Consider the following 20,042-nt stretch of genomic DNA (forward strand, 5'->3'; position numbering starts at 1 on the left):
CTTGAGGTCGTCGAGGGTGAGTTTCTTCATCTGGTGGGTGGCGTTGCGGCCTTCGAAGTGCGGTCCGAGTCCGTAGCCCTTGACCGTTTTGGCCAGGATCACGGTGGGTTTGCCCTTGAATTCGGTCGCTGCCTTGTACGCGGCGTAGACCTTGCGGTAGTCGTGGCCGCCGCGCTTGAGGTTCCAGATCTGGTCATCGGTCAGGTCCGCGACCATTTCCTTGGTCTGCGGGGTCTTCCCGAAGAAGTGCTCGCGGACGAACCCGCCGGACTCGGCCTTGTAGGTCTGGTAGTCCCCGTCCGGGGTTTCGTTCATGATCTTCACCAGCGACCCGTCCTGGTCACGGCCGAGCAGGTCATCCCATTCCCGGCCCCAGACGACCTTGATGACGTTCCAGCCCGCGCCGCGGAAGAACGCTTCGAGTTCCTGCATGATCTTGCCGTTGCCCCGGACCGGCCCGTCSAGGCGCTGGAGGTTGCAGTTGATCACGAAGTTCAGGTTGTCCAGGTTCTCGTTCGCGGCGAGCTGGAGCAGGCCGCGGGACTCGGGCTCGTCCATTTCGCCGTCGCCCAGGAACGCCCAGACCTGCTGGTCCGAGGTGTCCTTCAGTCCGCGGTTGTGCAGGTACCGGTTGGACTGGGCCTGGTAGATCGCGTTCATCGGCCCGATGCCCATGGACACGGTGGGGAACTCCCAGAAYTCCGGCATCAGCCGCGGGTGCGGGTAGGAGGACAGTGCGTGCCCGGCCCTGGACTTCTCCTGCCGGAACCCGTCCAGGTCCTCCTCGGTCAGGCGGCCTTCCATGAACGCCCTCGCGTACATKCCCGGGGAGGCRTGGCCCTGGAAGAAGAYCTGGTCCCCGCCGCCGGGGTGGTCYTTGCCGCGGAAGAAGTGGTTGAAGCCGACCTCGTACAGGGTCGCGGCCCCGGCGTAGGTGGAGATGTGCCCGCCCACGCCGATGTTCGGCCGCTGGGACCGGTGCACCATCACCGCGGCGTTCCAGCGCATGTACGCCCGGTACCKGCGCTCGTACTCCTCGTTCCCCGGGAACGGCGCTTCCTGGTCCGCGGGGATCGTGTTCACATAGTCCGTGGTGGTGACCATCGGAACCCCGACGCTCTGGGCGCCGGCACGCTGCAGGAGACTGCGCATGATGTACTGGGCACGCTCGGTGCCCTGTTCCCTGATCAGCGTATCCAGGGACTCAATCCATTCGGCGGTCTCTTCCGGATCACGATCAGGCAGCTGGTTAGTCAACCCGCTGAGGATATGGGAGGAATCTTCTCCTGCAGCCACGGCAGCCTCTTTTCATCTTTGAATGTCTGGGCTCTTAGTTTTCATATTGTGAGAAAACATTCTTGCCATTCGAGATTATGCAGAAGAGTGCGCGTGGTCAAGGTGATGACGCATGGCCAGTCCGCCAAGTGCGCAGGGCGGGCCTATGGACCGATTGTGACCACCGCCACCCGCGGGAACTCCTTGACCCGGAGGTGATCCAGGTCATACAGTTATTCCACTCTTCAAAACCTAATTTCCGCTTTATGGAATTAGTCGCCGGAAGCACAGACTTCCATCCTCCACCCATCCCTTAGAACTGGAGATCCAGATGCAGACGACCCCATCAGTCGGCGTCGAAACGGCTCCCGTCCCGACAGAGTTGTCGGGCCAGCCGGTCCATCCCGCAACGGGCGTAGATGCCCTGTGCGAAACAGCAAGCGCTGCAGCCGGGCGCACCATTAGTCCCAGCCTCTACAACATCGACCTTGCCCCGACGAAGCGGGAAGGCCGACGCTGGACCAGCTACAGCATCTTCACCCTCTGGGCCAATGACGTCCACAGCCTTGGAAACTATGCCTTCGCCATCGGCCTCTTCGCACTTGGTCTCGGCGGCTGGCAGATCCTGCTGGCCCTGGGCGTCGGTGCCATCCTGCTGTTCGCCCTCCTGAGCTTCTCAGGGTTCATGGGCGTCAAGACCGGCGTGCCGTTCCCCGTCATGAGCAGGATCAGCTTCGGCATCAGGGGCGCCCAGATCGCCAGCCTCCTCCGCGGCGCCGTGGCCGTGGCCTGGTTCGGCATCCAGACCTACCTGGCATCCGTGGTTCTCCGCGTCATGCTTGTGGCCATGGTCCCTTCGCTCCACGAAATGGACACCAACTCCATCCTGGGCCTGTCCACGCTCGGCTGGGCCGCCTTTGCGTTCCTCTGGATCGTCCAGCTGGTCATCGTCAGCTTCGGCATGGAAATGATCCGCAAGTACGAGGCCTTTGCCGGCCCCATCATCCTGGTGACCATGGCGTCCATCGCCATCTGGATCTTCGTTGAAGCCGGCGGCTCCATCGCCTGGGCATCGGACAACGCCCTCGAAGGCGCGGACATGTGGCGCACCATCTTCGCCGGCGGCGCCCTCTGGGTGGCCATCTACGGAACCTTCGTCCTGAACTTCTGCGACTTCACCCGCTCGGCCGTCTCCAAGAAGGCGGTGGTGCGCGGCAACTTCTGGGGCATCCCCATCAACATGCTCCTCTTCGGCGCCATCGTGGTGGTCATGGCAGGCGGCCAGTTCAAGATCAACGGCACGGTCATCCAGAGCCCGTCCGACATTGTCCAGACCATTCCGAACACGCTGTTCCTGGTCCTGGCCTGCCTCGCGCTGCTCATCCTGACCATCGCCGTGAACCTGATGGCCAACTTCGTGGCCCCCGTCTACGCCCTGACCAACCTCTTCCCAAAGCACCTGAACTTCCGCAAGGCGGCTTGGGTCAGCGGCACCATCGGGCTCATCATCCTGCCGTGGAACCTGTACAACAATCCGCTCGTGATCGTGTACTTCCTGGGCGGTCTCGGGGCGCTGCTCGGTCCGCTGTTCGGCGTCGTCATGGCCGACTACTGGCTGCTGCGCCGCGGCCGGGTCAACGTCCTGGAGCTGTACTCGGAAGACCCCTCCGGAGCGTACTACTACAAGAAGGGCTTCAACCCCCGGGCGATCATCGCACTGGTCCCGGCGGCCACCGTCGCGCTCCTGATTGCGTTCGTTCCCGCGCTGGAGGCCGCAGCCCCGTTCGCGTGGTTCTTCGCGGCCGGCATCGCCGCGGTGGTGTACTACTTCATCGCCGACCGCTCGCAGCGGCTGGAAGACGTCGATGGCGAAGCCATCGCCGTGGCCAGCACCCACTGACGACCCGCCCCTCCGGATCCGAAAACGAAAGACCCCACCATGCGCATACTTGTCGCCAACGTGAACACCACGCAGTCCATGACCGATTCCATCGCCGCCCAGGCGCGGTCCGCCGCCGCCCCGGGCACTGAGATCATCGGGATCACGCCGCGGTTCGGAGCGGACTCCTGCGAGGGCAACTTCGAAAGCTACCTCGCGGCGATCGCCGTCATGGACGCAGTGGTCAACTATCCCGAACCGTTCGACGCCGTCATCCAGGCCGGATACGGCGAGCACGGCCGCGAAGGGCTGCAGGAGCTCCTGGACGTTCCCGTCGTCGACATCACCGAGGCCGCGGCCTCCACGGCCATGTTCCTGGGCCACAAATACTCCGTGGTCACCACCCTGGACCGGGCGGTTCCGCTCATCGAGGACCGGCTTAAGCTGGCCGGCCTCGATGCGCGGTGCGCCTCGGTGCGGGCCAGCGGCATGGCCGTCCTGGAACTGGAAGAAGAACCGGAACGGGCCGTCGAGGCGATCATCGAACAGGCGCTGCTTGCCGTCCGCGAGGACAAAGCCGAGGTCATTGTCCTGGGCTGCGGCGGTATGGCCGGGCTGGACGAGGAGATCCGCAAGCGTGCCGGCGTTCCCGTGGTGGATGGAGTGGCGGCGGCCGTCACCATCGCGGAATCCCTCGTGCGGCTGGGGCTGTCCACGTCCAAAGTCCGGACCTACGCCACCCCGCGGCCCAAGACAGTCATAGGCTGGCCCATAACGGCAGCGGAAGTGCCCGCTGCACGGTAGCCCGGGCGTCGGCAGCCCGGCCCTCAACGCTAGGAGCGACCAATGACTGCAACCCACCGGCCCGTACCACCCCACCGGCCGGGGCCGGTCGCCGTCGTGACCGGTGCGGGCTCCGGGATTGGCAGGGCGGTGGCGAGGCTCATGCTGGCCGAGGGCTACCGCGTGGTGCTGGCCGGCCGCCGCGAGGCTCCGCTGCTGGAGTCCGCGGCCGGCCACCGCCAGGCACTGACGGTGCCCTGCGACGTCACGGTGCCCGACGACGTCGGGCGGCTTTTCGCTGCGGCCCTCGGGAAGTGGGGGAGGATCGATGTCCTCTTCAATAACGCGGGCGTGTTCGGCCCGGCGGCGTCGGTGGATGAAATCAGCGTGGCCGACTGGGACGCAGTGGTGGCGGTGAACCTCACCGGGTCCATGCTGTGCGCTGCTGCGGCCGTGCGGGCCATGAAGGCCCAGGAGCCGCAGGGCGGCCGGATCATCAACAACGGGTCCATTTCCGCGCATTCGCCGCGGCCCCGGACAGTGGCCTACACGGTCACCAAGCACGCCATGACAGGCCTGACCAAGAGCATCGAGCTGGACGGCAGGGGCTTCGGCATCACCTGCGGCCAGATCGACATCGGCAATACGGCCACGGACATCATGGGCGCCATCGGCGTGGACTCCGGCGCCCTGCAGGCTGACGGCAGCCGCAGGGTGGAGCCCACGTTTCCGGTGCAGGATGCCGCCCGCGCGGTGCTGCTGATGGCAGGCATGCCGCCTACGGCCAGCGTCGGCTCGGTGGTCATTACGGCGGCCGGCATGCCGTTCATCGGCCGCGGCTAACCTCCTTCTTCGAGTTTTTGTCCACATATCGCGACCTGGGAGGCCTCTAAGTCCCCCGATGTGGACAAAAACTCGCGAGCCGGGATGTTGGCCTGTGGATAACCTCTGCGAGCATGCGGAGGGGTGCCTCAATGGACCATGAGCAGATTGTCTCCCCTTCCAGAAGAGGTCGGCCGGCGTCCCTTTGCTGTTGCGGAGGCCACCGCTGCCGGCGTCGGAACCAGCAGGCTGCTGGGCGCCGACCTGCACCGGCCAAGCCGCGGAATCCGTGTGCCCAAGGCCGGACGGACTGACCTCGCGGCGCTCGTCCGGTCCCACACCCGGTTGGACGCGGTTACCTTCTGCAGCCTTGTCAGCGCTGCTGAGATCCACGGCGTTCCGCTGCCGCCGTGGGCGGAATTCCGGCCCGACGGCGGCGGCCCGGTGACCGCCGTCGTCGAACCTGTTCCCTGGGGTAAGAAAACCGGCCCGCACTTCCGCGAGCCCGGGCGCTTCCTGCACCTTTCGCGCCGGGGCGGCGGAACGCTGCCCCGGCGCAAGGGAGTGGCGGGACACCGGCTCAGGATCCGCGATGGCGACGTCGTCGAAATCGATGGGCTGAGACTTACGTCTGTTGCCCGGACCTGGGTGGATCTTGGCTCACTGCTGCCCTTGGATGACCTGGTGGTGGCGGGCGACGCCATCGTCAGCGAACACGCCAGGTTGTTCGGTCCGCCAAAAGTTGCCATGGTGCCGCTGGCTGAACTCCGGAAGTTCGTGGACAACGCCAACGGCATCCACGGTGTCCGTAAGGCCCGGCTTGCCCTGGACCTGCTGCGCGTCGGCGTCGATTCGCCGCCCGAAAGCAGACTTCGCCTGATGCTCCACGGCGCGGGTCTTCCGGAGTTCACCCCCAACTGCCGCGTGGACGATGCCCTGGGCAGGCCGGTCTGGACGGACTTAGGCAACGCGCGGTACCGGACCTGCGTCGAATACGAGGGCCTGCATCATCTGGACCCGGAGCAGCAGGCCATGGACGCATACCGGGATCAGCGCGTTGCGGACGCGGGCTGGCGGCAGGTCAGGATCAACAGGATCGACATGGAGCGGGGTCCCGAGTGGGTGGCGTCAAGGGTGACGCAGACACTCCGCAAGCAGGGCTGGCGGCGCTAGGGAGTTTTTGTCCAGATGACGTGACTTCAGGCGCTTTCAAGTCCCTCGATGTGGACAAAAACTCGAAAACGGGGACGCAGCAAGACTTTCGCAACTTCCTCTTGTTTTCCACATTGTGAAAACTCAATTTCCCCTTGCGGAATAATGTGAGCGGGGTTACTTTGGAAACAGACCCCGATCTCCGGGGCTGTTCCCGATTGATAGGTACAGATCAATGAAGATCCCAGATTCCGCGGCGCTGAAGGCGAGTTCGGCCCCGCAGAAGAAGAAGCCCCTGTATAGGTCGCTCTTCTTCCAAATTCTGATCGCCGTCGTGGCAGGTGTTCTTATCGGACATTTCTGGCCGGACCTCGGCTCGCAGCTGAGGCCTCTCGGTGATGGATTTATCCAGCTCATCAAGATGATCATCGCGCCGCTGATTTTCCTGGTGATTGTCACCGGCATCTCGGCCGTAGGCGACGTCAAGGCGGTCGGAAGGGTCGGAGTCAAAGCCCTTCTCTACTTCACCGCGGCCACGCTTTTCGCTCTGGTTTTCGGCCTGATCGTAGGCAACATCGTCCAGCCCGGTGCCGGGCTGAACATTGACCCGAGCACGCTGTCCCAGGAAGCCGTGGACGCCAAGACCGGCCATGCCGTGGCCAAGGATGCGGCGTCCTTCATCCTGGACATCATCCCCACCAGCGTGATCGGCGCCTTCGCCAGCAACAGCCTGCTGCAGGTCCTGTTCTTCTCGGTGTTCTTCGGCGCAGCCATCGTGGTCATCGGACGCGAGCGCTGCATGCCGGTCATCAGCCTCATGGAGACCGTCCTGGAGCTCATCTTCAAGATCATGTCCTGGATCATGAAGGTGGCGCCCATCGGTGCCTTCGGTGCCATGGCGTTCATCATCGGCCAGTACGGCCTGGGTACGCTCGGCACCTACGCCAAGCTGATTGCCGCCTGCTACGGTGCCGCCGTCGTCTTCATCGCACTGCTGTTCCTCGTGGCCTGGGGTTTTGCCCGCGTCCCGCTCTGGCACTTCCTGAAGTACACCCGCGAGGAGTTCCTGCTGGCGCTCGGCACCGCCTCCACCGAGGCTGTGATGCCGCGCATCATGACCAAGCTGACCAACGCCGGCTGCTCACGGGCCACCACCGGCCTGGTGGTTCCCACCGGCTATTCGTTCAACCTTGACGGCGCCGCGATCTACCTTTCGATCTCCCTGCTCTTCCTGGCGCAGGCCTTCGGCCACCACCTGGACCTCGGCCAGCAGCTGGCTGCGCTCGGTGTCCTGCTCCTGACCTCCAAGGGCATGGCCGGTGTTCCCGGCTCCTCGTTCCTTGCGCTGTCCGCCACCGCGGCCGCCCTCGGGATCTTCCCGGTTGCCGGCGTGGCCCTGCTCCTCGGTGCGGACCGCCTGATGGACTCCATGCGGGTCGTGGTCAACCTGCTGGGCAACTGCGTGGCCACCTTCGTGGTCTCCAAATGGGAGGGCCAGTTCGACCGCAGCGTCATGGTCCGTGCATTCCGGGGCGAAATCACCAACCACGACTCAGCCATCATGCTCGGCGTCGAGGATGACTTCGAGGACCAGGAACTCGAGCGGATCAGCGGCGGAGGGGCGCCGTCGCCCAAATTCCGCGGCGGTCCCAACCCTGAGGACATTCCCGGATTCCAGATGAGCCGGCCCGCCGGCGCCCACGCCGGGCCGCCGGAGCGCAGCTCGGCCGCCATCAACCACGAATAGCGGAACGCCCCAAAACAGCGCACCCCGCGCAACCGGAAAAATTCAGAACCGGCACAAACGCAGCCCCGCCCCGGAAATCACCGGGGCGGGGCTGCGCGTTGCTGAGCCTGAGCCGGCCGCGTCGCCTAGGATTTCCTCATGACTGCAAACAGGGGGCTTGCACTATTCAGGTTTTTCTTCGCGGCGCTTTGCCTGGCCGCGCTCGTGGGACAGTTCACGTACAACCTCCAGAACATCGACAACTACCGGCCGCTGAACTTCTTCAGCTTCTTCACTGTCGAGTCGAACATCATCGCCACCGCAACGTTCGGCATCGCGGGCTGGTACGCCTGGCAGGGCCGGACCACCCGGTGGCTGGAGCTGTTGCGCGGCGCGGCCACCATGTATATGACCATCACCGGGATCACCTACAGCCTGCTGCTGAGCAATATCGAAGTGGACACGGCGGTCCCCTGGATTAACGTGGTGCTGCACTACACCATGCCCACCGTGATCGTGATCGACTGGCTCGTGGACCTTCCCCGGAAACGGATCTCGCTCAGGGAATCCCTGATCTGGCTGGCTTTCCCGCTGGCATACCTGGCGTACAGCCTGCTCCGCGGTCCTTTCGCGGACTGGTACCCCTACCCGTTCCTTGATCCACGGATCGACGGCTACGGACACGTGGCAATCATGTCCCTGCTGATCGCGGTGCTGGCGTTTGTCCTGGCCGTGGTGATTGCGCTGTCCACCAGGCTCCAGAACACCGTCCCGCACCCGGCTGCGGAGGTTCCGGCCATCCGCTAGGATGTTCGGGCTGGCCGGGCCAAGGGGGGCTACAGCGGGAGCAGCTCCGACAGGTCCGCACGCAGTCCCGACGCGGCTACCTTCCCGGACGCCACGGCGTCCGACCAGCTCAACCGGCCGGTGACCATCGCCAGCCAGGTGGCGGCGTCGCACTCTATGACGTTCGGGGGAGTCCCGCGCGTATGGCGCGGGCCCTCCACGCACTGCGTGACGCCGAACGGCGGAACGCGCACCTCGACGGAGTTGCCCGGCGCCCTCGCGGTGACTTCTTCCAGGGAGTAGCGCACCGCCGTCGCGGTCACCGCACGCGGAACGCCCGACGCCGGAACGCCCGACGCCGGAACGCCCGCGTCCAGCCAGGCGGCCAGCGCGGCGCGGCCCTCGTCGATATCGATGCGTCGGCGTGAAATTGCCATGTCAGTCCAGCAGCGCCGAGACGGCGTGGCCGAGCCGGATCTTGCCCACGGGCCGTCCTCCGCCGAGCACGGGCTCCACGACTTTTTCCAGCACGCTGGAGACGCCCGGGATGTCCACCGCGCCGGAGGCAGCCAGCAGGGTGAGTCCTACCAGGGTGGTGGCGCGCAGGTTTCCGTCCAGGACCTTGATGGCCACGGAAACGCCGGTGGCGGTGGCCATGGCCAGCACGCCTTCGGCGCCGATCTTGGCAATGATCTCCAGTTCGTCCATCACGATGGTGTTGGGCTCGCCCTTGCCCTGGACGGCCCACGGATAGTCAAGCATGGACGTGGCGATGGTGGCGGCACGCGCGTTCGAATTCTTGTCCCCGGGAGCCTTGGCCAGCCGGGAGAAGGCCCGTGCCAGCCCTGTCAGGGAGATGGCCGCTACGGGAGCGCCGCAGCCGTCGATGCCCAGGTGTGCAATCCGCTCGCCGGCGTACTCCTCGATCGCGGACCGGACGCGCTGCTGCAGCGGATGGTTGGGCTCAAGGTAGCTGTGCGTGTCCCAGCCGTTCTCCGTGCATGCCCACAGGAACGCCGCATGTTTGCCCGAGCAGTTGAACGCGAGCTTGGACCGGCCCTGCTCCGACCGGATCAGCCAGTGGCGGGCGTTCTCGTCCTGCGGCCAGGCGGTGGGGCACTGCAGCTGCTCTTCCTTGACGCCGGCGGCCTTGAGCATCCCCTCCACCACATCCATGTGGTCCAGCGACCCGGTGTGGCTGGCGCAGGCCAGGGCAACCTGGGCGCCGCGCAGTGGGACGCCGGCCTGCATGGCCGCCAGGGCCTGTAGCGGCTTCAGCGCAGAGCGGGCGTAGATGGGGGTGGTGATGTCGCCGAGCTGCGTGACGACCGTTCCGTCGGCGGCGAGGACCACGGCTGAGCCGATGTGCCGGGATTCGACGAAACCGCTTCGTTCCACGACTGCCAGTTCGACGGCGGACTCCACTGTGAATGTGGCATGCGGATTTTCTGGCATGGCTAAAGTCTATGGTGCAGGTGCCGGAAACCCAGGCAATCCGGGGCCGTTCCCGGGCTATTGCACCGTCACCATGACTGACTGCCAGCCGGAAGCGCCGTCGGGCACGGGATCGGCGCGCTTGTCCGTCTGGACCTCGCCGGTGCCGTCGGTGGCGCGGGCCTTGATGTAGTGCGGCCCGGGCGTGGCGTCCCATTCGAACGACCACTGGCGCCACGTGACCACGGAGGCTTCCGTGGACAGCATCGCCTCGGTCCAGGGGCCGTTGTCGATCTGCACTTCGACCTTGGTGATCCCCCGGGTCTGCGCCCACGCCGTACCGCCGATGGCGACCTTGCCGGCCGGGACCTGCGCGAAGGATTTGGGCACCTCCACCCGGGCCATGGTCTTGATGGGGCCGCGCTCGGACCAGCCGCGGTCCGTCCAGTACGCCTTGCTGTCGGCGAAGCGGGTGACCTCCAGGTCCACAACCCACTTGGTGGCGGAGACAAAGCCGTACAGGCCCGGGACCACCATGCGCACGGGGTAGCCGTGTTCCAGCGGCAGGGGCTCGCCGTTCATGCCGATCGCCAGCATGGCGTCCCGGTCGTCCTGCAGCACCTCGAGCGGAGTCGACGCGCTGAAGCCATCCTCGGAGGTGGACAGCACCATGTCCGCGCCATCCTTGGGGCGGGCCATCTTGAGGACCTCGCGGAGGGGCAGACCCAGCCATTTGGCGTTGCCGGCGAGGTTTCCGCCGACGGGATTCGACACACAGGTCAGGGTCACATGTGACTCGATCAGCTCGGCGTCAAGCAGGTCCTGGAAGGTCAGCGTGACTTCCTGCTCCACCAGGCCGTGGACGCGGAGCTCCCAGTCCTGGGCGTTGATCTCCGGCACGCTCAGGGCGGTGTCGATCCGGTAGAACTCATTGTTGGGAGTGACCCACGGCGTGACGCCCTGAGCGGCTGACTGCACGCCGGCCGGGACGGCTGGGGCGGCCCTGGCCGGCGAAGGCAGCTGGAGCGATTCGCGGGCCTGGGCCACGTTGCTGCGTGCCGCGCTGAGCAAGCGGCCCCCGGTGGCCGCGATGGCCGCCGCCGCAGCAGTAATCCCGGACGCGGCGAAGAAGGCACGGCGCGTTGTGGCCGGACGTTCGGTGTCCTTGGCTGCCACATCGGCGGCGACTCCAGGCCAGGGGTGCATCCGCCACAGCCGCGTCATCAGCAGGCGCAGCACCACCAGCCCGGCCACGGTGCCGATCAGCGAGGGGATGGCGTCCAGCGGCTTCACGCTGGCCCGGGTGACCACGCTGGCAACAATGACCGCGCCCATCAGCAGGACGCCGGCCACGCCCAGCGCCCACTTCCGGTAGGCCACAACGCCCAGCACACAGGCCAGCAGGAGGATGGTCAGCCCCATGCCCGCGAAGAGTGCCGCCTTGTCATTGGTGCCAAACGTCGCGATCGCAAAATCCTTCAGCCCTGGCGGTGTGAAGTCGATGAAGGTGGAGCCGAGGGCAATGAGCGGCGTTGCCCGCGCCGTGAAGAAGGCGCCGATCAGTTCCGCAACGGAAAGGACGACGGCGGCCGCGGCCACGCCTGCCAAAGCGGCCAGCGCGGTGGGGCCCTTGAGCCAGTTCGTGAGCTTCTTCATGCCGGGGGTTCGTAGCTGCCGGCTTTAAGGATTGATGGGGCAGGTCACGGCTTAGGACCGGACCGGGTGCACAAAGTACCCTTGGAGACTGTGAAGGTACTAGTCATTGGCCCTGGTGGCCGCGAACACGCCATTGTCCGTTCCCTGCTTGCAGACCCCAACGTTTCGGAAGTCCATGCGGCTCCGGGCAATGCGGGCATCGGCAAACTGGTCCCCACGCACGCCATCGACGCCAATGACCCGGACGCTGTTGCCGCCCTGGCCACCAAGCTGACGGTGGACCTGGTGGTGGTTGGTCCCGAGGCGCCCCTGGCGGCTGGAGTGTCCGACGCCGTCCGTGCAGCCGGGATCCCGGTGTTCGGGCCCAGCAAGGCCGCCGCCCAGCTCGAGGCCTCCAAGGCCTTCGCCAAGCAGGTCATGGCCGAGGCCGGCGTTCCGACGGCCATGGCGCGCGTCGCCAGCAACGCCGAGGAAGCCGCCGATGCTCTGGACACCTTCGGCGCCCCATACGTGGTGAAGGACGACGGCCTCGCGGCGGGCAAGGGCGTTGTGGTCACCAGGAACCGGGACGAAGCCCTGGCCCACGCCCAGACCTGCTTTGACGTGGGCGGCTCCGTGGTCATCGAGGAGTTCCTGGATGGCCCCGAGGTTTCCGTGTTCGTCCTGTGCGACGGCCGCAACACCGTGGCGCTCTCCCCGGCGCAGGACTTCAAGCGCATCTTCGACAATGACGAGGGCCCCAACACCGGCGGCATGGGCGCGTACACCCCGCTGGAGTGGGCTCCGGAGGGCCTGGTCCAGGAGGTCATTGACCGCGTGGCCCAGCCCACGGTCAATGAGATGGCGCACCGCGGCACCCCGTTCGTCGGCGTGCTGTTCGTGGGCCTTGCCCTGACCAAGCGCGGTACCCGCGTCATCGAGTTCAACGTCCGCTTCGGCGATCCCGAAACCCAGGCCGTCCTGGCCCGGCTAAAGACCCCGCTCGGCTCGCTGCTGCTGGCAGCCGCCAAGGGCGAACTGGACAAGGCGGAAGAGCTGCGCTGGTCCAAGGACACAGCAGTCGCCGTCGTGGTGGCCTCCGAAAACTACCCGGACACCCCGCGGACCGGGGACCGCATCCGCGGGCTCAAGAAGGTTGATGAGCTGGAGGGCGTGCACGTGATCCACGCCGGCACCAAGCTGGATGAGGAAGGCAAGGTAGTGTCCGCCGGCGGCCGCGTGCTCGCCGTGGTGGCGCTGGGAACCGACCTCGTGGAGGCCCGGGAACGGGCGTACGACGGCGTGGAGCTGGTGCAGCTTGAAGGCGGACAGTTCCGCACCGATATCGGGCGGAAGGCGGCGCGCGGCGAAATCAAGGTAACGTCCCCGGCCACCGGAACGCTGCCCGTGACGAAGGCAAAGGCATAGCATGACTGAGAATTCCCAGCCGGACGCGGCTCCCAAAGCAGGCCTCGACACCGAAACGCTGGACCTGCCGGGCTGGCGCCACGTGTACTCCGGGAAAGTCCGGGACCTGTACGTTCCGGCGGACGATTCCCTCACAGCGAAGTTCGGCCAGGACTGCATCCTGGTAGTGGCCAGCGACCGCATCAGCGCCTACGACCACGTGCTGTCGAGCGAGATCCCGGACAAGGGCCGCATCCTCACCCAGCTCAGCCTGTGGTGGTTCGGGCAGCTGGGCGTGGAGCACCACGTGCTGGCATCGACCGTGCAGGACGGCGTTCCTGCTGCGGTCGAGGGCCGCGCCATGATCTGCAAGAAGCTGGATATGTTCCCGGTGGAGTGCATCGCCCGCGGCTACCTCACCGGTTCCGGACTCCTGGAGTACCAGCAGTCCCGCACTGTGTGCAGCATTCCGCTGCCGGAGGGCCTGGTGGACGGTTCACGCCTCGATAAGGCCATCTTCACGCCGTCCGCCAAGGCGGAGGTGGGGGAGCACGACGAAAACATCACCTATGACGCCGTAGTGGGCCTTGTTGGCGACGACGTTGCCGCGCGCCTGCGTGAGCTGACATTGAAGATCTACACCAGGGCCGAGGAAATTGCCCGTGAACGCGGCATCATCCTGGCGGACACCAAAGTGGAGTTCGGCTTCGACGTGGCCACCGGCGTCATCACCCTGGGTGATGAGGTCCTGACCCCGGACTCGTCGCGGTTCTGGGATGCGGCCACCTACGAGCCGGGCAAGTCACAGCCCTCCTACGACAAGCAGTACGTCCGCGACTGGCTGACGTCCGCCGAGTCCGGCTGGGACCGGGCCTCGGATGTGCCGCCGCCAGCCCTGCCGGAGGACGTGGTGAGCCGGACGCGCGGCCGCTACGTCGAGGCGTACGAAAAACTCACCGGGCTCACGTTCGTCTGACAGGTTCGCCTAACGGACCCGCTTAGCTGGCCTCTGCCGCGGCTTCGGCCGCGGCAGCGCGCCGCTGGGCCAGTTTGATTTCCAGCACGGCGTCCATGGCCTGCTGCACGCGGTCGGAGGCGCCGGCGGCACTGAATTCCTTCTGGGCCTCTTCGAGGAGCACCAGCGCCTCCTCGGACTCCCCGGCGGCCTTGAGCGACTTCCCCAGCAGGAGCGACACTTCGCCTGCGGTGTGACGGGCCAGGGCCTTGCGCTCGGCATGTATCTCGCGTAGCTTCTCCACCGCGGCAGGGATGTCACCGGTGAGGTACAGCCAGCGTGCGCGGATGAACGCCACCTCCAGCTGGTCCGTTTTGTTTCCGCCCACGATGGACAGTGCCAGTTCGGCGCGCTCGATCGCGGAGAGGGTTTCCGGTTCCACGATGCCGGACGAGAGCCGGACGGCGGCGGAGGCCTTGTTGAAGCGGGCCCAGAGCTCGATGTCATTGGCCGGCGAGAGCAGTTTGGCGGCCCGCTCGTGGTACTTGATGCCTTCGGGATAGTCATGCCGCATAAAGGCCACATTGCCGATCACCCAGGCCACTTCGCCTGCGAGCTGCGAGATGGACTGGTCGTCCATCTGGTCGTTCATGGCCTGGCAGTAGGTCCAGGCTTCGTCCAGCCGCCCGCTTTCGGCCAGGGCGCCGATCAGCGCGCGCAGTGCACCGATGATCAGCGTTGACCCCTTCGGCAGCTGGGAGCACAGTTCCACGGCCTTTTGGGCATGTTCGACGGCGGTGGCCAGCTGGCCCTGCCCGTGGCACACCGCGGCGAGCATCTGCCGGGCGCGCACCCCCAGGCCGGCGGACTCAGTGGCCATGGGGTGTTCGAGGAGGTGCAGCATGATGTTCTGGCATTCCTGCAGCTGGCCCTGCTTCATGAGGCATTCCGCCTGCATGTAGGTCATGTTCCACCAGGCGCTGGTGTTCTTGCCCTCGAGGGCTATCTGGGCGGCGGTGGCGGCGTGGGCCGCAGCGAGCGGGTAATCCCGGAGATCCCAGGCCTGGCGTGCGTAGAGCCCCGCCAGTACGTACTCGGCGTCGCTGACCGAGATGGGCTGGCTCCAGGCCTCCAACGCTTTGGGGGCGAGTTCAAGCCTGCGTGCTAACTCTTCTATAACATCGGCGGTTGGTTCACGCCGACCTGTTTCCAAGAGGGAGATGTAGCTGGGAGAATAGAGGTCCTTTCCCAGTTCTGCTTGCGTCAACCCACGTTCGAGTCGTTCGGCGCGGAGCTTCTCCCCGAATCCGTTCCCCACGGGTTTCCTCCTTATTCCGGACAGTCTTTATACCAAATGCTTGACAGTCTCTGTGGAAAACATTTTACAATGTATGTCAACAAGGGCAGTGCTGACTTTGTAACGAATCCGACTCGTATTGAGGAAACCTAATGTTGAAGAAGATCGCAGCCGCCGCCGCTTTGGCAGGCGCACTGGCGTTTTCAGCGGCGGCCCCCGCAGTGTTGTCTGCAGGTCCCGTCGGTAACTGGGCGGATCAGCTGGGAAGCACTACGACGGCCATCGGCAACTGGCCCGATCCCATGCAGGCGATCGGCAACTGGCCGGATCCCATGTCGTTCCAGGCTTCCATTGGCAACTGGCCGGACCCGATGTAGGCAGCTGCCGTACCTCCCGCAAGGGAACGCAGGCTCCGGGACATGCGCGAACCATGTCCCGGAGCCATTTTTTTACCCAAACGACGCAGGGGGAGTGTCATGAAGCGCAGGGAATCGAATGACTTGAAGCGTGCCTACGCCGTGTGGACCATAGCGGGGACATCACTGATCGTGGCCGCTGTGGCCGGGTCCGCGATCTTCGCCGTGTTCGCCGGGACGGCCGACGCCGGAACGCTGGTGTGGGGCGTCGTTGGCATCGCGGCGCTGCTGGAGACCCTGGTGCTCTTTGGCTACGGGCTACGGGCTGCGGCTCCGGCACCGGTACCTCAACCAGGTCCAGACCTACGACACGCGAGGGGACTACCGGGAGGATGACGGCTCCAACCGGCCCGGGATTCCCCTGCTGGGCGACGGCCAGGCCGGCCAGAGAACCACATTCGACAGCCTCTGACACCGGGCCCGGCGGGGCGGCAGGACAAAGCAAAGAGGGCCTTCCGAATGGAAGACCCTCTTTGCTTTTGGTCGGGATGACAGGATTTGAACCTGCGACCTCGTCGTCCCGAACGACGCGCGCTACCAAGCTGCGCCACATCCCGATCCGTTGCTGCAAAAGCAACTTCACAAGAGTATCCGATTCCGGCCCCCATGTGAAATCGACGCCTGATTGGCTCTCCCACCAGCGCCGAATCAGTTCTAGACGAGCGAGTCCTTCCACGCCCCGTGCAGCTGCGCGAACCGCCCGCCCCCGCCGATCAGCTCCTCCGGCGTGCCGTCCTCCACGACCCGGCCGTCATGAACCACCAGCACACGGTCCGCGGTCTCCACCGTGGACAGGCGGTGGGCGATGATCAGCGCCGTGCGCCCGGCGTCGTGCCCCGCCACGCCCGCCAGGAGGCTGGCGAGACCGTGCTGGACCAGGCGCTCCGAGGGGATGTCCAGGGAGGACGTGGCCTCGTCGAGGATGAGCACCGCCGGCCGGGCCAGGAAGGCCCGGGCAAAGCTGATGAGCTGGCGCTGGCCGGCGGAGACACGCCCGCCGCGCTTGTTCACGTCGGTGTCGAAGCCTTCCGGCAGTTCCCTGATGAATTCCTCGGCGCCCACCGCCCGCGCGGCTTCCTCGATTTCCTCCCGGGACGCCTCCGGACGGCCGAGCGCAATGTTGTCCGCCACGGACCCGCTGAACAGGAAGGCCTCCTGGGTCACCATCACCACGTTCCGCCGCAGGTCCGGCGTGGTGAGGCTCCGGAGGTCCACGCCGTCCAGGGTCACCGAGCCCTCGGACACGTCGTAGAAGCGGGCGATCAGCTTGGCCAGCGTGGACTTGCCGGCGCCGGTCTGGCCCACCAGGGCAACGATCTGCCCGGCCGGGATGTGCAGGTCAAGCGTCGGAATGATCACGGGGCCGTCGCCGTACCGGAACGCCACCCCGTTGAAGGCGATGGTACCGCGGGCATCGGGGAGCGCTACGGGGTTCTTCGGGGGCCTTACAGTGGGCACCTCCTCCAGGAGGCCGGAGACCTTCTCCAAGGCCGCCTGGGCGCTCTGGAAGGAGTTATAGAACATGGCCATCTGGTCCACGGGCTGGAAAAAGCGCTTGGTGGACAGGATCAGGGCCAACAGCACGCCGACGGCGAGCTCCCCGCCCAGCACCCGGAAACCGCCGAAGAGCAGCACCACAGCGACGCAGACGTTGCCGATCAGCACCAGCCCCGGCTGGAAGACGCCGTTGAGGTTGATCGACCGGACGGTGACCTTTCGGTAGTCCTCGGACAGTTCGCCGTAGCGGGCTGCGTTTTCGCGCTCCTTGCGGAACGCCTTGACTGCCCGGATGCCGGTCATGGTTTCCACGAAGTGCACGATCAGGCGCGCGGACACCACACGGGATTCGCGGAAGGCAATCTGGGAGTGCTTCTGGTACCAGCGGGCCAGGAAGAACATGGGAACGCCGGCGGCCAGCACAATGAGGCCGCTGCGCCAGTCCAGGGCGAACACCGTGATGGCGGTGAACACCATAAAAAGCATCCCCGAGGCCAGCGAACTGACGCCGGAGTCCAGGAGCTCACGCAGTGCTTCGAGGTCCGAGGTCTGCCGGGCAATGATGCGGCCGGACGTGTACTTCTCATGGAATTCAAGGCTGAGCCGCTGGGTGTGCCGGAAGACGCGGACCCGCAGGTCCAGCAGCATCGCCTGGCTCAGTTTGGCCGTCGAGGTCACGTACAGGGCGGTGAGGCCGGCGGTGGCGATCGCCGCGGCCAGGTACGCGACGCCGGTGAGCACCAGCGGCACGTTGTCACCGGCCCGGAGCGCCGGCAGGGCGTGGTCGATGCCGAAGGCGATCAGCGCCGGTCCGGCGACCCGGGCGGCCTGCGAGAGGACCACCATGGCGATGGTGAGCCAGAACCTCAGCCGGACCGGACGGATCAGGGACCCGAGCAAGGCGAGCGAGCGCCGTCGGACGGTCTTGCTTTCGCTTTTGGTCAGGTGGGCGTTGTCCTCGTTGGCGGTGCCGAACGTTGCGGTGCTCATCGCGAAATCTCCTCGGACTCGTCCCTTAATTCTGAGAGGTCCGACAGTTCGGAATCCAGGTCCCTGGGCCCGGTTTCCAGGCTGGCAATCACGTAGCGGTAGTGCTCGTTGTGCGCCAGCAGTTCCGCATGGGTTCCGACGGCGGCGATCCGCCCTTCCTCGAGCAGCGCCACCCGGTCGGCCAGCGCCACGGTGGACGGCCGGTGGGCGACGATGAGTGTGGTGGTGTCGGCCAGGACTTCGCGCAGCCTCGCTTCGACGAGTTCCTCGGTGTTGACGTCCAGGGCGGACAGGGGATCGTCCAAAACCAGCACCTTGGGCTTGGCGGCGATGGCGCGGGCCAGGGCAATGCGCTGCCGCTGGCCGCCGGAAAGGCTGAGCCCTTCCTCGCCGATCAGGGTGTCCAGGCCCTCGGGGAGGGAGTAGGCAAAGTGTGCCTGGGCAACGTCGAGGGCTTCCTCCAGCGTTTCCTCGCTCCGCTCCCTTGCGCCAAGCAGGACGTTGTCCCGGACGGAATTGGAAAACAGCGTGGTGTCTTCGAACGCGACGCCCACCTCCGTGCGCAGTTCCTCCACGGAGAACTCGCGCAGGTCCACGCCGTCGATGGTGATGGAGCCGGCGGTGACGTCATAAAGCCGGGGGACCAGCTGGAGCAGCGCGCTCTTGCCGCTGCCGGTGATGCCCACCAGTGCCATGGTTTCGCCGGGCCGGATGGCCAGGCTGACTTCCTTGAGGATGGGTTTGTCCGGAGCGTCCTCGAACGCGAACGTGGCGGAGTTGAAACTGAGGGCCCCCTTGAGCCGCGCAGGATTCCGGGGCTGCTCAGGGCTGGTGATGGTGTTGGCCGCGTCCATGACCTCAAAGTGCCGGTCAATGGCCGTTTTGGCCGTCAGCGCCATGGCCAGCAGCATGCCGCAGAATTCCACCGGAGCGGCGATGACGGCAGCGGTGGCGAAGAACGCCACCAGGGAGCCGATGCTGAGCTGGCCGTCCGCGGCCAGCATGACGCCCACCACCAGCCCGGCGCCCAGCGCGAGTTCCGGGAGGAGGGTGACCACCATGCTGAAGGTCGCGAGGTGCTTGGCCTTCGCGATCTCGGTCTGCCGCAGTTCCTCGGCCTGCTCGTTGAAGCTTTCCAAGGCTTCGCGGCTGCGGCCGAACGCCTTCAGCACCCGGATGCCGTGCACTGATTCCTCCACGGTGGTGGCGAGGTCGCCGGCCTGGTCCTGGCTCCGACGGGCCACCTTGCTGAAGCGCGTCCGGAACCGGAAACCGTAGATCATGATGGGCGCCGCGGCGGCCAGGAAGATCAGTGCCAGCTGCCAGCTCATGGAAAACATCACGACGACGCCGATCACCACCGTCAGGGTGGTCACCACCAGCATGATGGCGCCGAACGCCATCCAGCGCCGCAGGAAGTTCAGGTCCGTCATTGCCCGGGACAGCAGCTGCCCGGAGCCCCAGCGGTCGTGGAAGGACACCGTCAGGTCCTGGAGGTGGCCGTAGAGGGATACCCGCATCCGCGTTTCCACGGTGGTTGCCGGGTTGATGACGAACTGGCGGCGGAGGGCAACAAGCCCGGCTTCGGCGACGCCCAGGCCCAGGATGATGAGCGAGGCAATCCAGACTGCGTCCGTTGCGCCGCCCGGCTGGAGGGAGTCATTGATGAGCACCCGCAGCACCTGCGGGATGGCCAGCGCCACGATGCTGGCCAGGAGTGCGCACAGAAGCCCCATAAAAAGCCGCGGGATGATCGGCTTCACATGGGGATAGAGTCGGCTGATTGACGTGAAGAATGGAGTCTGCTTGGCCATGCCCGCTTCTTAAAGCTCAACTGCGAATGTAGTTTCCTTTAGCAACTACCTTAGGCCATGCAGTGACACGGTTCACAGGATTCCGGGCGGCGCGGGAATCTTGGTCAGTCATTGCGTTTCGCAATACGACCGGGCCGCGGTCAGGCCTGGTCCGCCCCGTGGTTGAGCGTGTCG

The 20,042-nt window shown here is 65.9% G+C and carries 16 protein-coding genes, 1 tRNA gene and 1 pseudogene; 10 read left to right on the top strand and 8 right to left on the bottom strand.

Translation table 11 applies throughout. The features are described from left to right. Positions 1-1,296: pseudogene (locus AC1DRE_RS08150) on the bottom strand (pyruvate dehydrogenase (acetyl-transferring), homodimeric type); the annotation flags it as partial. A 310-nt stretch (positions 1,297-1,606) separates the two neighbouring features. On the opposite strand from AC1DRE_RS08150, the gene AC1DRE_RS08155 reads away from it, so the two are divergent. The 6 genes from AC1DRE_RS08155 (at position 1,607) to AC1DRE_RS08180 (ending at position 8,444) form a co-directional block, all read left to right on the top strand. Continuing rightward, the gene (locus AC1DRE_RS08155) at positions 1,607-3,175 is read left to right on the top strand and encodes an NCS1 family nucleobase:cation symporter-1 (protein WP_476984157.1); all 1,569 of its coding nucleotides are present in this window, start codon (positions 1,607-1,609) and stop codon (positions 3,173-3,175) included. A gap of 39 nt (positions 3,176-3,214) precedes the next feature. Continuing rightward, the gene (locus AC1DRE_RS08160; protein ID WP_476984158.1) at positions 3,215-3,958 is read left to right on the top strand and encodes an aspartate/glutamate racemase family protein; all 744 of its coding nucleotides are present in this window, start codon (positions 3,215-3,217) and stop codon (positions 3,956-3,958) included. A 42-nt stretch (positions 3,959-4,000) separates the two neighbouring features. Further along, entirely contained in the window at positions 4,001-4,780 is a 780-nt protein-coding gene (locus AC1DRE_RS08165; protein ID WP_476984159.1) for an SDR family oxidoreductase, read from the top strand. Between the two features lie 147 nt (positions 4,781-4,927). Continuing rightward, positions 4,928-5,932: a hypothetical protein gene (locus AC1DRE_RS08170; protein WP_476984160.1), complete on the top strand. Its 1,005-nt coding sequence runs from the start codon at positions 4,928-4,930 to the stop codon at positions 5,930-5,932. Between the two features lie 214 nt (positions 5,933-6,146). Then, positions 6,147-7,658 (top strand): C4-dicarboxylate transporter DctA, encoded by a 1,512-nt coding sequence (gene dctA, locus AC1DRE_RS08175; RefSeq protein ID WP_476984161.1) that lies wholly within the window; start codon positions 6,147-6,149, stop codon positions 7,656-7,658. 138 nt (positions 7,659-7,796) lie between these two features. Beyond that, entirely contained in the window at positions 7,797-8,444 is a 648-nt protein-coding gene (locus tag AC1DRE_RS08180) for a Pr6Pr family membrane protein (RefSeq protein WP_476984162.1), read from the top strand. Positions 8,445-8,473: 29 nt separating this feature from the next. Here AC1DRE_RS08180 and AC1DRE_RS08185 read toward each other — a convergent pair whose 3' ends face one another. Genes AC1DRE_RS08185 through AC1DRE_RS08195 form a run of 3 tightly spaced genes read right to left on the bottom strand, consistent with a single transcriptional unit; the run spans position 8,474 to position 11,513 of the window. After that, a complete protein-coding gene (locus AC1DRE_RS08185) occupies positions 8,474-8,860 on the bottom strand; it encodes a sterol carrier family protein (RefSeq protein WP_476984163.1) in 387 nt (128 codons plus the stop codon). Between the two features lies 1 nt (position 8,861). After that, a complete protein-coding gene (locus AC1DRE_RS08190) occupies positions 8,862-9,878 on the bottom strand; it encodes an asparaginase (RefSeq protein WP_476984164.1) in 1,017 nt (338 codons plus the stop codon). Between the two features lie 57 nt (positions 9,879-9,935). Continuing rightward, entirely contained in the window at positions 9,936-11,513 is a 1,578-nt protein-coding gene (locus tag AC1DRE_RS08195) for a molybdopterin-dependent oxidoreductase (protein WP_476984165.1), read from the bottom strand. Positions 11,514-11,603: 90 nt separating this feature from the next. Between AC1DRE_RS08195 and purD the strand changes: the two genes are divergently transcribed. Both purD and AC1DRE_RS08205 read left to right on the top strand, forming a co-directional pair. Further along, positions 11,604-12,920 (top strand): phosphoribosylamine--glycine ligase, encoded by a 1,317-nt coding sequence (purD, locus tag AC1DRE_RS08200; protein ID WP_476984166.1) that lies wholly within the window; start codon positions 11,604-11,606, stop codon positions 12,918-12,920. A 1-nt stretch (position 12,921) separates the two neighbouring features. Next, positions 12,922-13,875, top strand: a complete 954-nt coding sequence (locus AC1DRE_RS08205; RefSeq protein ID WP_476984167.1) for a phosphoribosylaminoimidazolesuccinocarboxamide synthase — start codon at positions 12,922-12,924, stop codon at positions 13,873-13,875. A gap of 22 nt (positions 13,876-13,897) precedes the next feature. On the opposite strand, the gene AC1DRE_RS08210 is transcribed toward AC1DRE_RS08205, so the two are convergent. Beyond that, entirely contained in the window at positions 13,898-15,172 is a 1,275-nt protein-coding gene (locus tag AC1DRE_RS08210; RefSeq protein ID WP_364124705.1) for a helix-turn-helix domain-containing protein, read from the bottom strand. A 131-nt stretch (positions 15,173-15,303) separates the two neighbouring features. Between AC1DRE_RS08210 and AC1DRE_RS08215 the strand changes: the two genes are divergently transcribed. After that, positions 15,304-15,528: a hypothetical protein gene (locus AC1DRE_RS08215; RefSeq protein WP_307052247.1), complete on the top strand. Its 225-nt coding sequence runs from the start codon at positions 15,304-15,306 to the stop codon at positions 15,526-15,528. Positions 15,529-15,627: 99 nt separating this feature from the next. Further along, the gene (locus tag AC1DRE_RS08220) at positions 15,628-15,903 is read left to right on the top strand and encodes a hypothetical protein (RefSeq protein WP_476984168.1); all 276 of its coding nucleotides are present in this window, start codon (positions 15,628-15,630) and stop codon (positions 15,901-15,903) included. Positions 15,904-16,047: 144 nt separating this feature from the next. Here the strand turns inward: AC1DRE_RS08220 and AC1DRE_RS08225 are convergent. The 3 genes from AC1DRE_RS08225 to AC1DRE_RS08235 all read right to left on the bottom strand — a co-directional run bounded on the left by AC1DRE_RS08225 (position 16,048) and on the right by AC1DRE_RS08235 (position 19,868). Then, a tRNA-Pro gene (locus tag AC1DRE_RS08225) sits at positions 16,048-16,124 on the bottom strand. A 97-nt stretch (positions 16,125-16,221) separates the two neighbouring features. Then, the gene (locus AC1DRE_RS08230; protein ID WP_476984169.1) at positions 16,222-18,054 is read right to left on the bottom strand and encodes an ABC transporter ATP-binding protein; all 1,833 of its coding nucleotides are present in this window, start codon (positions 18,052-18,054) and stop codon (positions 16,222-16,224) included. Then, entirely contained in the window at positions 18,051-19,868 is a 1,818-nt protein-coding gene (locus AC1DRE_RS08235; protein WP_476984170.1) for an ABC transporter ATP-binding protein, read from the bottom strand. The genes AC1DRE_RS08230 and AC1DRE_RS08235 overlap by 4 nt, the downstream gene beginning before the upstream one ends. Between the last annotated feature and the right edge of the window lie 174 nt (positions 19,869-20,042).

The organism is Arthrobacter sp. P4_H3, from assembly GCF_056400885.1.